We start from the raw sequence: 15,269 nt of genomic DNA, 5'->3' as shown, positions 1-15,269 counted from the left end.
AGTCATGGGCGTCGAATCCCTGGCGTCGCTGAAGGTCAGCCACACCGGCCCGGTGGCCCGGGTGCGTATCAGCCACGGCGAGATCAACTTGATGGACGCCACCATGATGGGCGACCTCTGGCGGCTGGTGAAGTGGCTGCGCTCTCCCGCCGGCAGCGAGGTGCGGGTGGTGGTTCTGGAAAGCGCCAACCCCGACTTCTTCATCGCCCACGTCGACCTCGCACTGCTGGCTGCCTCGGTCGACGACACCGAGGGCGCCTGCGGCTCCTTCCAGGACCTGGTCGGCGCATTCCGGGCGCTCGACCAGGTCACCATCGGCGTGGTCGCCGGACGGGTGGCCGGCGGCGGGATGGAGTTGCTGGTCAATCTCGATCTCCGGTTTGCGGTCACCGGCCGCGCACTGTTCAACCAGATCGAGACGGGGATCGGCGTCATCCCGGCCGGTTCGGGCCCGCAACACCTGCTCGCTCTGCTGGGCCGGGGTCGGGCGCTGGAGGTCATCCTGGCCCACGACGACCTCGACGCCGGACTCGCCGAGCGCTACGGGCTGGTCAACCGGGCGTTGGACCCCGACGAGGCCGGGCCGTTCCTCGACCGGCTGATACAGCGCATCGCCACGGTGCCGCTGGCCGACATCATCGATGTCAAGGCCACCCTGGCCGCCCCTGACCTGGACACCGGACTGGCGGTAGAGCGCTCCGCGTTCGCCCGGATGCTTCGCCGCGGTGCCGCGCTGCCGAAGATGCAGCGCTTCCTGGCCGCCGGCGGCCAGACTCCGGCCGGCGAAATTCGACTGGCCGACTTGGCGGCCGAACTGGACCAGGCGGAAACGTCGTGACCTCCGCGGACGGCGGGTCCGCGGAGGCGTCGGCGACCCGCCCCACCGTCCGGGGCCGCGACACCCAGGCGCGGCTGGAGCAGGCGGCGCGAGATGTGATCGCGCGCAAGGGCTTCTTCAAGACGACCATCACCGACATCACGGCGGCCGCCAGGCGCTCGCCGGCGTCGTTCTACCACTATTTCGAGTCCAAGGAAGACCTGCTGGCGTCGCTGGCCGAGGACTTTCGGGCGTCGGCGAAAAGCCGTGCGGTGCAAGCTTTGCACCCAGGCCAGGATCTGCGCGAGATCATCGAGGAGTCGGTGCGGGCGCACTGGGAGACCTACCGCGAACACCTCGGCGTCATGGTCGGGGTGTTCCAGTTGGCGATGATCAACGACGAATTCGCGCAGCGCTGGCGCGATATGTGCGCCGACGCCATCGACTGGGTGGCGCAGACGGTGCGGATGGCGCAGCGCCGGGGATACGCGCCCGGCGCGGACCCGGAGCTGGTGGGGTCGGCGATCGTCGCCATGCTCAACAACTTCACCTATGTCTGGCTGGTGGCAGGCGGCGACGTCGCCGGGCGCGAACTGGACGAAGAAGCGGCAATCACCACACTGACCGATACCTGGTATCGCGCGGTGAGCTGGCGCGAACAGGATTGATGATCAAAGGAGTAATGCAGTGGCAGTAACTCGCGAATTCGTTTCGCTCACTTCGGCGTCGGGGGCGGTGAACCCCGCCGGCTACCACCCCGCGCAGGGGCTGTACTGGACCCCGGCCGGCGTCAAGCCGAAGGTGGCCGTGATCGCCAGCCACTACAACGTGGACTTCGCCGAGCACTACCTGGCACCGCTGATCGCCGAACGGGGCTACGGCTTCTTGGGCTGGAACACCCGATTCCGCAGCGGCGAATCGTTGTTCCTGCTCGAGCACGCGCTGCTGGACATCGCGGCCGGGGTGCAGTGGCTGCGTGAGCAAGCCGGCGTGGAGACGGTCGTCCTGCTCGGCAATTCCGGTGGTGGATCGTTGATGGCGGCCTACCAGTCGCAGTCGGTGGACCCCCACATCACTACCGTCGGCGGCGGCCCGGTGCCCGACGCGTGCAATTCCCTGCCGCCCGGCGACCTGTACGTGTCCACCCAGGCACACGCCGGACGCCCCGAGGTGCTGACCGCGTGGATGGACCCGTCGGTGACCGACGAGACCGACCCGCTGTCGTGCGATCCGTCTCTGGACATGTACGCCGAGCAGAACACCCCGCCCTACACCCCGGAGTTCATCGCCCGCTACCGCCAGGCCCAGCGGGACCGCAATGATCGGATCACCGCGTGGGCGCAGGCGGAGTTGAAGCGGCTGAAGGCCGGCGGAACCTATGACCGGTCTTTCTCGGTGCACCGAGTATGGGCGGACCCGCGCTACCTGGACCCCTCGCTCGACCCGTCGGACCGTCCGCTGAACTCGTGCTACCTGGGCGACCCGCGACGCGCCAACCGGGCGCCGTATAACATCGCCGCGCACTGCACGCTGCGGACCTGGCTGTCCATGTGGAGCCTGCAAACCTCGTTCTGCCAGGGCACCCCCCACCTGAACCGAATCACGTTGCCCTCATTGGTCATCCAGGGCACCGCGGACACCGGCGTGTTCCCCAGCGACGCTCACCACATCCACGACTCACTGGCCAGCACCGACAAGCAGCTCCATTTCATCCCCGGCGACCACTACCTGGAGCAGCCGACGGACAGCCGCACGATCTGCGCGGATCTGGTGGCGTCCTGGATCGCTGAACGCACCTAATGGGCGCGCTCGACTTCGACTTCCGCGACCCGGAGCTGCACGTCGATCCCCTGGCGTATCAGCGCCGGTTCGCCGAGGCCGAGCCGGTGCACCGCAGCAGCCAAGGGCTGTGGGTGCTGACGCGCTACGCCGACGTGCTGGCGATGCTGCGCGACGAGCGGGTCAGTACGGACCGGCGCAGTCTGTACCGCAACAAGCTCGAGCCGGGCCGTCCTTACCTGACCCACGTCGAGCACAACCTGTTCTACCGCTCCGCCGACGACCACCGTCGGCTTCGGGCTCCGTTGTCTCGGGCGTTCACACCGCGGGCACTCGCCTCGTTCGAGGCCGAGGTCGCCGCGCGCGCTCGGTCGTTGGCGGCCGGGCTGGACGAGGGCGGCTTCGACCTGGTGGCCGACTTCGCCAAGCCGTTGCCACTGGGGGCGATCGCCACCCTGCTGGGCGTGCCCGACAGCGAACTCGACAATCTGGCGGCCTGGTCCATGGCACTGATCGCAGCCCTGGAGCCGGCGGCCTCACGCGAGGTGTTCGTCGCCGCCGACGATGCCGCGGCGGGGATGAAGGCCCTACTCGCCGATCTGCTGGACCTGCGGCGCGCCGAGCCGGGCCATGACCTGCTGTCCGTGGTGGCCAGCAGTGGGTTGCCGCTGACCGATGACGAACTGCTGCACAACGCGATCTTCCTGCTGTCGGCCGGCCACGACACCACCACGGCCGTACTGACGGGGGCGGCCGCGCTGCTGATCGACGAACGCGAGCAACGCGGCCTGCTCGCCGAGTCCCCGCAAGCGGTCGACGAGTTGGTGCGGTTCATCAGCCCGGCCCTGATGATCTCCCGGGTAGCCAGCGCCCCGATCGAGATCGGCGACAACGTTATTGAGACGGGTGCCCCGATCCTGTTGGGGCTGGCGGCGGCCAACCGGGACCCGGAGGCATTTCCTGACCCCGACCGGCTCGACCTGGCCCGGTCGCAGACCGGGCACCTGGGGTTCGGCTTCGGCCCGCATGTCTGCCTGGGCGCACCGCTGGCCCGCATGCAGATCCGGTTGGGCCTGGTCGCCCTGTTCGACCGTTTCCCCGAGTTGACCGCCGCCGCGCCGCCCCAGCGGGAGCCCAGCGCGGTCTTGACCAGCTATCGGTCCTATCCGCTGGCGGCCCGCGGCTAGCTGCGGATAATCGGGAGCATGACCAACTACCAGAGAGCGATCCTGGCCGGCGGCTGCTTCTGGGGCATGCAGGACCTGATCCGCAAGCAGCCCGGTGTGGTGAGCACCCGGGTCGGCTACACCGGCGACCCCACTGTCCCGAACGCCACCTACCGCAATCACGGCACCCATGCCGAGGCCATCGAGATCACCTTCGATCCCGCGGCCACCGACTACCGCAGCCTGCTGGAGTTCTTTTTCGCCATCCACGACCCGACGACCCGCAATCGGCAGGGCAATGACGTGGGCACCAGCTACCGCTCGGCGATCTTCTACCTCGACGAGGACCAGCGCCAGATCGCGCTGAACACCATCGCCGACGTGGAGGCATCCGGGCGCTGGCCGGGCAAGGTGGTGACCGAAGTCAGCCCCGCCGGCGACTTCTGGGAGGCCGAGCCCGAGCACCAGGACTACCTGGAACGGTTCCCCGGTGGCTACACCTGCCACTACATCCGGCCGAACTGGCAGCTGCAGCCGCAGGGCTAGCCGCGGTCAGCCCCGGGGGCGCACCGTGATCTGACCACCCTTCTTCGGGGTGAAGGCAATCCCCCGGGAGTGGAACTTCTCGCCTGGGGCGGTGGTGGGTTCGATGGTCAGATTTCGCAGAACCGTGCGCAACACCACGTCCATCTCCAGGTTGGCGAAGGTCGAACCCGGGCAGCGCCGGGTGCCGCCGCCGTAGGGCATCCACTCGAATGCCGAGGGGCTGCCGTCGAGATAGCGCTTGGGGTCGAATTCGTCGGGGTCGTTGAACGCGGCGGGGTTCTGGTGGACCTGGTTGATGGCCACGATCACCGAATGGCCACGCGGTATCACCCACTCGCCGACCTGGATGCTCGGTGCATAGACATGCCGTCCCGAGAAGTCGATCACGGTGCGCACGCGTTGCACCTCGCGAATGGTGGCGCGCCGCAAAGTCGCACCGTCGGTGTCCGCCTCGGCGGTCAGTTCGTCGAGCAGTTCGGGGAACCGGCTCAGTCGCTCGAAGACCCACGCCATGGTGGACGCCGTGGTCTCATGTCCGGCAGCCAATAGGGTGAGCAGCTCGTCGCCGATCTCCTCGCGGGTCATCACGGTGCCGTCCTCGTAGGTGCTGCTCAGCAGCAGAGTCAGCACGTCGGTGCGGCTCTCGAAATCCGGGTCGGCACGGACATCTTCGATCAGCTTGTCCAGGACGATCTCGTATTCGGCGCGCCACGCGGCCAGCCGGCCCCACGGGGTGAGCCGGCCATAGGGACGGATCGGTATCGGCAAAGCCGCCAACTTGGAGCCCAGCGTCACCCACTTGGGCAGGCCGATCCGCAGCTTGTCCAGTTCGGCGCCTTCGGCTCCGAAGATGGCCCGCAGAATCACGTTGATGGTGATCCTGTTCATCGGCCGCAGAGTTTCGAAGGGCTTTCCGATGGGCCAGGTGGCGATCTCGCGCAGGGTCTCCTCGACGATGATCTGCTCGTAGGCCCGTACGCGCTTGCCATGGAAAGGCGGGCTCAGCAGGTTGCGGCGCCGCCGATGCGCCGCGCCGTCGAGGGCGAACACCGACCCCGCCCCGAGAATCCGCGACAGGTTGGGCTGGACGTTGCCGAGATCGTCCGGACTGGTCAGCAGCACCTGCCTGGCCAGTTCCGGGTCGGTGATGAGCACTGTGGGGCCGAACATCGGCACGTCGACGCTGATCGCGGCGCCATATTTGCGAGCCAGGCGTTTGAGCGCCGTGCGCCGGGACAGGATGAACAGCACTCCAGCGGTCAACTTCGAGGCACGCGGTCCGGGGGGCAGGTTGATCGCCGGCGAGACCGAGGTCTCGGCGGTGTCCGTTGCCGTACCGGCAACCGTGTGGGTCATGCGACGCCTCCCGACGTGATACGTGGTACCAATGCGTACCAAATGCTTGCGGATCACGGTACTCTTTAGTACCAACGGGTGGCAATATTTACGCGCAGGGAGGTGCGGAAATGACCGTGGCTGCGATCGATGCACCGGCGGCCGAAACCGCCGACCCCTTCCGGCGCCGACTGCTCGACGGCCTGGCCGAATCGATTGCCGAGCGCGGGTACCGGGCCAGCACCGTCGCTGAGATCGTGCGCGCTGCCCGCACCTCCAAGCGCACCTTCTACGACCACTTCGCCGGCAAGGAAGAGTGCTACCTGGAGCTGCTACGCGCCGACAACGAGGCGCTGGCGGTACGGATTCGCGCGGAGGTGGATCCGGAGGCCGATTGGCAGGTCCAGATCCGCCAGGCGGTCCAGGCTTATGTCGCCCAGGTCCGGGACCGGGCGGCGATCACGCTGAGCTGGATTCGCGACATGCCCTCGCTGGGCGAGATCGCCCGCCCGGCGCAGCGCCGCGGCCTGGAACGCATGACGGACCTTTTGGTCGAACTCAGTGGCAGTCCCGGTTTTCGCCGGGCCAACCTGCCGGCCCTGAGCCCTGCCCTGGCGGTGATCCTGCTGGGCGGCCTGCGGGAGCTGACCGCGCTGGCCTTCGAGGACGGCGCCGACATCGGCGTCATCACCGAGCCCGCCATCGATGCCTCCAACGCACTGCTGGGCCCCCGGGTCTGACTCAGTTCCAGGGCAGTGCCAGCTTGCAGATCTTGCGAACCACGGTGCCGAACTGCTTGAGCAACGGGCCGCTGTTGTACGGCACGCCATAGCGTTCGCAGATCTCGCGGACCTGCGGTGCGATCTCGGCATAGCGGTGCGCCGGCAGGTCGGGGAACAGGTGGTGCTCCACCTGGAACGACAGGTTCCCGGAGAAGATGTGGAACCACTTGCCGCCGGTCAGGTTCGCTGAACCGAGAATCTGGCGGTAGTACCACATTCCGCGCGACTCGTTCGCGGTCTCCTCGATCGTGAATTCGCGGGTGCCATCAGGGAAGTGCCCACAGAAGATGATCGTGTACGCCCAGACGTTGCGCATCAGGTTGGCGGTCATGTTTCCGGCGAACACCAGCGGCGCGAACGGACCGGCCAGCAAGGGGAAGGCGACGTAATCTTTGAGAGTCTGGCGGCGCACTTTCTGCCAGGTCTCAAGCAGCATCTCCTTCTTGTCCGAGATAGCGATCTCGCCGGCCCGGATGCGCTCGGTCTCCAGTTCGTGCACCGCGACGCCGTATTGGAACAGCACCATCAGCAGGAAGGCGTACAGCGGGTTGCCCAGGTAGTAGGGCGTCCAGGGCTGCTTCTCGCTCATCCGCAGGATGCCGTAGCCCACGTCGCGATCCATCCCGACGATGTTGGTGTGGGTGTGGTGCATGTAGTTGTGCGAATGCCGCCACTGGTCGGCCGGGCAGGCGCTGTCCCACTCGAAGTGCTTGCCGTACAACGCCGGTTCGCCCATCCAGTCGTACTGGCCGTGCATGACGTTGTGGCCGATCTCCATGTTGTCGAGGATCTTCGACAAGCCCAGCATCGCGGTTCCGGCCAGCCAGGCCGGCGGGATGATGCTGAAGAACAGCAGCGCGCGGCCACCCACCTCCAGGGATCGCTGCGCCTTGATCATCCGATGGATATAGTCGGCGTCGCGCTCGCCAAGATCTTCGACGACGCTCTGACGCAGGGCGTCGAGCTCGGCACCGAAGGCGTCGAGCTGCGCAGGCAGGTCGGTGTGTTCAGGGACCTGCGACAGCTCAGATTCCTGCGGCGCTTCGAGTGTGAGGACTGATTGCGACATGGTTGGCTCCTTTGGTTCTACAGATCGATTTCGACGTCGCCGACAGGCACCGACACACAGATCTGGATGTCTTCGCCTTCGGCGGTGGAGATCGCCCCGGTGATCAGGTTGCGCACCGTGCCACCGGTTTTGCGGCAGGTGCAGCTGTGGCAGATGCCCATGCGGCATCCGCTGGCCGGTGTAAGTCCGGCCGCTTCGGCCTGCTCCAGCAACGGACGGCCGTCATCGACCACCGAAACGGTGCCGCCGCGGAACGTGACCCGCCCGCCGGACGGGTCGGCCGGCAGCGCGAACTCTGGCGGCACGAAACTCTCCGAGATGGCGTCGGGGCACTGCTCGCGCACCGCGTCCACCAGGGCCGGCGGCCCACACACGTACACGGCGTCGGGTTCGGTCCGCGCCGCCCGCAGGTGCTCGGCGCCGAAGTGGCCCTGCAGGTCCCCCTGCTCCTGCGCAGGACCACGGGTGTAACCGTGCAGCACCTGAACCCGCGGCATGGCGGCGAGTTCGTCGTAGTAGCAGGCCTCCTCGCGGCTGCGGGCGTAGTGGATAAAGGTGACCCGGCCCGCATAGCGTTCCGCGTTGAGGGTCCGCAGCATGGACATCACCGGGGTGATTCCGCTGCCACCGGAGATCAGCAGGATCCGGCGGGGACGAATGGCCGGCAGCACGAAATCTCCGGCAGCCTTGTCTAGGCCGACGATCATGCCGGGGTGGGCCTGCCGGTAGAGGTACTCCGAGACCAGGCCCCCTTCGTGGCGGCCGACCGTGATCTCCAGGAGCCGCTCCCCCTCAGCGTTCGCCGGCGAGTAGCACCGGGTGCGTCGGCGGCCGTCGATGTCGACAGAGAGCTGGACATGCTGGCCCGCCCTGAAGCCCTGGAAGGCTTCGTTGGGTTCGAGCACCAGGGTCACGCTGCGCGGGGTGGAGCGCTGCACCGAGACCACCTGGGCGCGGGCGTCATTGCGGGTCCACGTCGGCGACACCAGCTCGGTGTAGCGGTCGACCCCGTGTGGGCCGGTGAGCAGGTCGACCAGGCTTGAGCCCAGGACCCGCCGCGTCAAAGTTTGAGTGAACATATGTACACAGTGAACACTCGTTCACGATCAGTCAAGGGCTTTTCTCCGGTTGTGTTACGCTTCACAACAGTGAACAGTCGTACGCCGAACTCACGGTCCGAGCGCGCGCGGCCACCACGGCCAGAACGCCCTTCCCGTGCCCCCCGCCCCGAACGCTCGCCCCGCCCCGAACGGCCCGAGCGCGTTTCGCGTGAGGAGCGCAAGGAAGCGACCCGGCGCGCCATCATCAACGCGGCGCTCACCCTGCTCGACGAACGCAGCTTCAGCGCGCTGAGCCTGCGCGAGGTGACCCGCGCCGCACACATCGTTCCGGCCGCGTTCTACCGCCACTTCGAGTCGATGGACGCCCTGGGCCTGGTGCTCATCGACGAGTCGTTTCGGGCGCTGCGCGAGACGCTGCGCGACGCCCGCACCGGCGGGGTGGACCCCAGCCGGATCATCGAGTCCTCGGTCGAAGTCCTGGTCGACAGCGTGGCATCCCGCCACGAGTACTGGCGCTTTATCAATCGCGAGCGGTTCAGCGGAATGACCGTGCTGCGCTATGCGATTCGCACCGAGATTCGGCTGATCACCTCCGAGCTGGCCACCGACCTGGCGCGCCTGCCCGGGTTCAACGACTGGAGCGCCGAGGATCTCAACATTCTGGCGGGGCTGTTCGTCAACGCGATGATCGTCACCGCGGAGGCCATCGATGAGGCCCCGGACGCCGAAACCCTGGCCGAGATCAAACACGTTGCCGTCAAACAGCTCCGGATGATCGCACTGGCCACCGGCGGCTGGCGCAGCAAGCCCTGACCGGTGTGCCCGGCCGCGCGCAACACCTCGGCTAAACAGGCCGACGTCACCGGCCCGGGCATCACCGACCGGTGGGGAGCGACGTGCGCGGACCTGGGCGCTTCGGTGCTGGCTCCGAACGGTTCCGTAGTTTCGGTATTCGGCGACACCTTCGCCGGTGAGCTTGTCGGCCAGGGGGATTGGCGATCACCGGTGATCCTCATCGGCACCGGCGACGCCACGCACTGGGTGCACTACCACCGAGCCGGCGGCACCGACCCCAACTACGCCCACCAGCTATGGCACTACCGGCATCGCGAACCGGCATCGCGCTGGGACCGCACCGCCATCAGCACGGTGATTCCGTCAGATCTGCTGCGGGTGGACCAGATGCTCTACCTGCACGCGATCGTCAACCGCGGCTTCGGCAACGTGGCCTGGACCGAGATCTGGCAGTCGGCCGACAACGGCCTGTCCTGGCGCAATCTCGGGGCGCGGTTCCCTGCCCAGACGCATCGCGGGCGTGCCCAATGCTGGTCGTGGGACTACGACCCCGACGACGGCTGGGTGTATGTGGTCTCGACCGGATTCCGGCGGGACAGGAGCGTGATCCTGCGGCGGGTGCGCCCGGAGCATCTGGGCGACCCCAACCGCTATTCAGGCTGGGGTTATCGGAACGGTCGCCGCGCCTGGGGCCGCACACCGGTGCCGATCACCCCGCCCGGCGAGACATGGGGCGAACTGTCGCTGCGCCGGCTGGCCCCGCAGACCTGGGTCCTGGGCGGATTCGTCTCGTCCCGCTACGCCCTGGGCTACCGCGTACTGGACTCCCCCACCGCCGCGGTGGCCCGCGTGCCGCTGCAACTCCCGCTGATCGGCTGCAGTTGGGCTGACGAAGACCATGCCCGCGGCCGCGTCGCTCAGCTCTATGGCGGTTACGTGCTGCCCGGGTCGCGGGTGGACCATCCCGGCGGCGTGGGACTGATGGTGTCGCAGTGGAACACCGCCCTGGGCTGGCCATACCGGGTGATGCAGTTCCGCGTGACGCTGGTCAGCGACCCCACGGCTCAGTAGCCCCCTCGCGCCCAGATACTGCGAGAAAGCTGAGGAATACCTGGGTAACTGCTAGCATCGCGGCCAACCGGTTCACCCGACTTCGGCGAGAGGCCTCGATCGTGACAACAGTGAAGAAGTTTCTCTGCGGTGCCGCCGCCGCCAGCCTGGTAGCGGGAGCGGGCGCCGCGGTCGGGACGCAGGTGGGTCTGTCGAAGGTGACCGCCGACTGGATGCTCACCGCCGAGCACGTGTTGCTGATCGGCCTCGACGGCGTGAACCTCTCCAAGGTTCTGGAGTACGCCTACAACGACGACAGCGGTTTCAAGACCGCGATGGACCAGGGCATCACCGGAACCGCCAGCATCATCAACCACACCACGCTGTCTGGACCGTCCTGGTCGACGGTCCTCACCGGAGTGTGGGACGACAAGCACGGCGTCTTCAACAACATTTTCCGCGCCGAGCCCTACAACCTGTGGCCGTCGGTGTTCAACCTGATCGAGTACAACAAGCCCGAGATCAACACCACGATCATCAGCAACTGGGAGTACCTCAACCAGCTGGCCGACTCCGGGGGATACCCGGTCGACAACAACGTCTTCGTCGGGCCCGGGGACAGTCCGGCCGACAGCGACGCATCGGTCACCGCCCTCACCATCGCCCAGATCCTCGCCACCGCGGACAACCCAGACGACATCTCCAATTTCCTGTTCTCCTACCAGAGCCAGGCCGACCACGCCGGACACGAGTTCGCCGGCGGGTCGGAGGAGTACCAGCAGGCCATCATCAACCTCGGCGGCAACCTCCAGCAGATTCTGGCCGCGATCGCCCAGGTGCAGGCGCTCACCGGCGACGACTGGTCGATCATGATCACCACCGACCACGGCCACCAGCAGACGGTGACCCTGCCCGGCCTCAGCATCGGCCACGGCTTCCAGTCACCCAACGAAACGTCGTCGTTCGTCATCTTCGATCAAGCCGGCAACAACGCGACCGACGGCAGCCAGAACCTGAACTTCTCGATCGCCGACATCACCCCGACGATCCTGTCGCTGTTCGGCATCGACCTGCGGTCGGACTTCGACGGCGTCTCGCTGACCGACGACCCGACCGTTCTGAACAGCCACGTCACGCCCGTCGACCTCCAACAGGCACTCCTGGCGGCGCTGGCGATGTACGGCTACCCCAATATCGGCAATGAGCTCACCTTGGGGTTCCGGACGTTGGTCGGCTCCGTCCCCTACTTCCTCAACACTTTTGTCAACCAGATCGACCAGTTCCTGCAGGGGATCGTCAACCAGGACATCTTCCTGATCAGCGGGCTGGCCGAGGGCGCTCAGCTGATCAACGGCTTCTTCGGCGGCCTGACGGTGGACATCACCAACACGGTGGCACAGGGCATTACGCACCTGCTCGGCTCGGGCGTGATCGCGCCCACCGATGCGCCACTGCCCGGCGTCGCAGAGTTCACCGGACTGGAGTCCCTGCTCGACTTCGATGCCCTGGTGGGCTGACACCGGGCCCGAGGCACCTCTGAGCAACCGGTGCGATATCCAAGATCGCGACGGTCGCCCAGAGATTCCTCAGTAACTTCCTGCACAAATAGGTCACGTTCGGACTCAAGCTGTGGATTGCCTGGGGAACTGTTAGTATCGCCGCAAATCAGCCCGGACAACTTCGGCGAGGGAATGCGATCGTGATGACAATCAAGCGAGTTCTCTGTGGTGCGGCTGTCGCCAGCATGGTCGCGGGAACGGGTTCGGTGGTGGGCACGCAGGTGGGCCTGTCCACGGTGACCGCCGATTGGATGCTGGCTGCCGAGCACGTCCTGCTGCTCGGCACGGACGGCACCAACCTGGACAAGATCCTGGAGTACGCCTACAACGACGACAGTGGCTTCAAGATGCTGATGGACCGGGGCATCACCGCGGCCACCACCATCGCCGGCCACATGACGATGTCCACACCGTCGTGGTCGACGATCCTCACCGGGGTGTGGGACGACAAGCACGGCGTGGTCAGCAACGTCTACCGGCCCGAGCCGTACACAACCTGGCCGTCGGTGTTCAACCTGATCGAGTACTTCAAGCCCGAGGTCGACACCACCGTGATCTCCGGCCGCGGCCTATTCACCGAGATCGCGTCCACGGGCGGCTACCCGGCCGACAACATCATCGGCATCAGCGGTGGATCCACCTCAGCGGAGATGGATTCGCTGGTCACCCAGGAGACCATCTCCCGGATTCTGGCGACCACCACCAACCCGAACCTCGACACCTTCATGTTTTCCTACCAGTCGCAGGTTGACCATGCCGGGCACTCCTTCGGCGGCGGCTCGGATGAGTACCGGGACGCCGTGATCAACGTCGGGGCCAACTGGAAGGAGATCCTGGACGCGGTCGCGGCCGCCGAAGCGGCCACCGGCGACAAGTGGACGATCATCGCGGTCACCGACCACGGCCACCAGCAGAACCCGGACCTCTTCGGATTCAGCCTGGGCCACGGCTTCCAGTCGCCCAATGAGACCTCCAGCTTCGTCATGTTGTCACTGGCCGGAAACGAGGCCCAGGCCGGCGGCCAGAGCTTGACCTACCAGACCGTCGACATCACCCCCACGATCCTGCAGGTCTTCGGTATCCCGATGCGGTCGGACTTCGACGGCGTCCCGATGCAGTCCGATCCGGACATCTTGAACAGCATCGTCTTCCCCACCGATCTCAAGCAGGCCCTCACCTCTGCCATCGAGAGCTACGGCTACCCGAACATCGGCATCGACGTGATGCTGAGCATCCGCGCGCTGGCGGGCGGGGCGGGCTACTTCCTCGAGAACTACGCCATGCCGCCCATCCTCAACTACCTGCAGACCATCGTCGACCAGGACATCTTCTTGATCAGCGGGCTGGCCGAAGGCGCCCAGTGGGTGCTCAAGACCGTCGGCGACGCCACGGCAGACGTCCTCACCGACATCGGCCGGGTGGTCGCCTACTTCACCGGTGCCGGTGTGATCCCGCCGAGCGACGCGCCCCTGCCTCCCCCGGGCATCGCGGAGTTCACCGGCTCGCTGGACACCCTGTTCACCGGCTTAGCGGCCCCTGAGGTGGTGGCCCCCGAGCTGCCTCCGCTGCTGGACCTCGGCGTCGTGGCGGGCTGATACAGCCCAGCGCGCATGTGTGCGGCCGGGTGAAATGTCGGGCGCACTCCTCAGCAACTCCCTGCTCACATGAGGAAAATTGCCCAGAAAGCTGAGTTTTCTCTGGGTGACTGATAGTGTCGCGATCAATTGGCCGGCAGGACTTGGACGAGGGAATCCGATCGTGATCACAACCAAGAAGTTTCTGAGTGGTGTTGTCGTCGCCGGCTTGGTTGCCGGGACCGGAGCCGCCGTCGGAACGCCCGTGGGGCTGTCCGCTACGACGGCAGACTGGCTACTGGCTGCCGAGCACGTGCTGCTGATCGGCACCGACGGCACCAACCTCTCCAAGATCCTGGAGTACGCCTACACCGACGGCAGCGGCTTCAAGACCGCGATGGACTGGGGCATCACCGGGGCGGCCACCGAGGTCAACCACACCACGATCTCCGGACCGTCGTGGTCGACCGTCCTGACCGGCGTGTGGGACGACAAGCACGGCGTGATCAACAACGTGTTCGAATCGTCGCCGTACAACTCGTGGCCCACCGTGATCAACCTGATCGAGTACAACCGGCCAGACATCGAAACCACGGTGATCGCCGACTGGGACTACATCAACCAGATCGGCGAATCAGGCGGTTACCCTGCCGACAACAACTTGTTCGTGCCGTTCCAGAACAGCTGGGCCGACACCGACGCAGCAGTTACGTCGCAGACCATCGCCCAGATTCTGGCGACCACCACCAACCCGAACATCGACAACTTCATCTTCTCCTACCAGGTGCAGGCCGATGAGGCCGGACACTCCTACGGCGGCGGCTCGGCGGAGTACGCCCAGGCCGTCATCAACGTCGGCGGCAACATCCAGCAGATCCTGGACGCGGTCGCCTACGCGCGGGCCGAGACCGGCGACGACTGGTCGATCATCATCACCACCGACCACGGCCACCAGATGTCGCTGGGCTTCGGGCACGGCTTCCAGTCGCCCAACGAGACCACGCAGTTCGTGATCTTCGACCAGGCCGGCGACAACGCCACCGACGGCAGCCAGAACCTGAACTACTCGATCGCCGACATCACCCCGACCATCTTGCAGCTCTTCGGCATCCCGCTGCGGTCGGACTTCGACGGCTCCCCGATGTTCACCGACCCCAACATCGTCAACAGCATCGTCTCGCCGGTCGACCTCAAAGACGCGCTCACCTCCGCGATCGCGATGTATGGCTACCCGAACATCGGCAACGACCTCGCGCTCGGGTTGCGCACGGTGGTGGCCACCATCCCCTACCTGCTCAACGGCGTGGTCGGCGACATCGACAAGTTCCTGCAGTCGATCGTCGACCAGGACATCTTCCTGATCAGCGGCCTGGCCGAGGTCGGTCAGCAGATCAACGACTTCTTCGGTGGTCTGTCGGTCGATGTGCTCCAGCTGATGGCACGTGGCGTCGCCTACCTGACGGGTTCGGGAGTCATTCCGCCCACCGACGCACCACTGCCGGCTCCGGGAAGTGCCGAGTTCACCGGCCTGGAGGCCCTGCTGGCCAGCGACACCGTCCCCACCCCGAACCTCGGGGACACCGACCTGGCCGCGCTGCTGGACCTGACCGCGCTGGCAGGCTGACACCTGAGCACCGAAGCGCCGCCAAGCCAATCGACCGGGCCTGGCGGCGCTTCGGGTGCGCTGCGATAACGTCCTGGCAGTAACTTCACCCCACGGGGCCAGGACCCGGCCG

General features: G+C 66.4%; 13 protein-coding genes and 1 pseudogene. 11 read left to right on the top strand and 3 right to left on the bottom strand.

Translation table 11 applies throughout. The features are described from left to right. The first annotated feature begins 4 nt into the window (after positions 1–4). From G6N09_RS09055 to msrA, 5 genes and pseudogenes are all read left to right on the top strand, one after another. Positions 5–838, top strand: a complete 834-nt coding sequence (locus G6N09_RS09055; RefSeq protein WP_083027718.1) for an enoyl-CoA hydratase/isomerase family protein — start codon at positions 5–7, stop codon at positions 836–838. Next, on the top strand, positions 835–1,485 hold the full coding sequence (locus G6N09_RS09050; RefSeq protein ID WP_083027719.1) for a TetR/AcrR family transcriptional regulator: 651 nt from the start codon (positions 835–837) through the stop codon (positions 1,483–1,485). Before G6N09_RS09055 ends, G6N09_RS09050 begins: the two co-directional genes overlap by 4 nt. A gap of 19 nt (positions 1,486–1,504) precedes the next feature. Continuing rightward, complete coding sequence (locus G6N09_RS09045; protein ID WP_083027720.1) at positions 1,505–2,617, top strand: alpha/beta hydrolase; 1,113 nt, start codon at positions 1,505–1,507, stop codon at positions 2,615–2,617. Then, entirely contained in the window at positions 2,617–3,783 is a 1,167-nt protein-coding gene (locus tag G6N09_RS09040; RefSeq protein ID WP_083027721.1) for a cytochrome P450, read from the top strand. The genes G6N09_RS09045 and G6N09_RS09040 overlap by 1 nt, the downstream gene beginning before the upstream one ends. An 18-nt stretch (positions 3,784–3,801) precedes the next feature. After that, positions 3,802–4,342: pseudogene (gene msrA, locus G6N09_RS09035) on the top strand (peptide-methionine (S)-S-oxide reductase MsrA). Here msrA and G6N09_RS09030 read toward each other — a convergent pair. Beyond that, the gene (locus G6N09_RS09030) at positions 4,315–5,664 is read right to left on the bottom strand and encodes a cytochrome P450 (protein WP_083027723.1); all 1,350 of its coding nucleotides are present in this window, start codon (positions 5,662–5,664) and stop codon (positions 4,315–4,317) included. The pseudogene msrA and the gene G6N09_RS09030 sit on opposite strands and share 28 nt — an antisense overlap. Before the next feature lie 110 nt (positions 5,665–5,774). Between G6N09_RS09030 and G6N09_RS09025 the strand changes: the two genes are divergently transcribed. Next, positions 5,775–6,383, top strand: a complete 609-nt coding sequence (locus tag G6N09_RS09025) for a TetR/AcrR family transcriptional regulator (protein WP_083027724.1) — start codon at positions 5,775–5,777, stop codon at positions 6,381–6,383. A gap of 1 nt (position 6,384) precedes the next feature. Here the strand turns inward: G6N09_RS09025 and G6N09_RS09020 are convergent, their stop codons facing one another. Next, the gene (locus G6N09_RS09020; protein WP_109559020.1) at positions 6,385–7,494 is read right to left on the bottom strand and encodes a fatty acid desaturase family protein; all 1,110 of its coding nucleotides are present in this window, start codon (positions 7,492–7,494) and stop codon (positions 6,385–6,387) included. A gap of 17 nt (positions 7,495–7,511) precedes the next feature. Further along, positions 7,512–8,573: a ferredoxin reductase gene (locus G6N09_RS09015; RefSeq protein ID WP_083027725.1), complete on the bottom strand. Its 1,062-nt coding sequence runs from the start codon at positions 8,571–8,573 to the stop codon at positions 7,512–7,514. 69 nt (positions 8,574–8,642) lie between these two features. On the opposite strand from G6N09_RS09015, the gene G6N09_RS09010 reads away from it, so the two are divergent. The 5 genes from G6N09_RS09010 (at position 8,643) to G6N09_RS08990 (ending at position 15,157) form a co-directional block, all read left to right on the top strand. Then, the gene (locus G6N09_RS09010; protein ID WP_163752735.1) at positions 8,643–9,368 is read left to right on the top strand and encodes a TetR family transcriptional regulator; all 726 of its coding nucleotides are present in this window, start codon (positions 8,643–8,645) and stop codon (positions 9,366–9,368) included. A gap of 3 nt (positions 9,369–9,371) precedes the next feature. Further along, positions 9,372–10,421, top strand: a complete 1,050-nt coding sequence (locus G6N09_RS09005) for a glycoside hydrolase family 183 protein (RefSeq protein WP_083026361.1) — start codon at positions 9,372–9,374, stop codon at positions 10,419–10,421. A gap of 101 nt (positions 10,422–10,522) precedes the next feature. Next, positions 10,523–11,917, top strand: coding sequence for an alkaline phosphatase family protein (locus G6N09_RS09000; protein ID WP_083026359.1), 1,395 nt, complete (start codon positions 10,523–10,525; stop codon positions 11,915–11,917). A 185-nt stretch (positions 11,918–12,102) separates the two neighbouring features. Next, on the top strand, positions 12,103–13,554 hold the full coding sequence (locus tag G6N09_RS08995) for an alkaline phosphatase family protein (RefSeq protein ID WP_083026356.1): 1,452 nt from the start codon (positions 12,103–12,105) through the stop codon (positions 13,552–13,554). A gap of 163 nt (positions 13,555–13,717) precedes the next feature. Further along, positions 13,718–15,157 carry an alkaline phosphatase family protein gene (locus G6N09_RS08990; protein ID WP_083026354.1) on the top strand — a complete coding sequence of 480 codons (1,440 nt, stop codon included), beginning with the start codon at positions 13,718–13,720 and terminating at the stop codon, positions 15,155–15,157. Positions 15,158–15,269 lie beyond the last annotated feature (112 nt).

Origin of the sequence: Mycolicibacter minnesotensis, assembly GCF_010731755.1 — a bacterium.
Classification (GTDB): domain Bacteria; phylum Actinomycetota; class Actinomycetes; order Mycobacteriales; family Mycobacteriaceae; genus Mycobacterium; species Mycobacterium minnesotense.
This window is presented reverse-complemented; position numbering and strand designations above follow the sequence as displayed.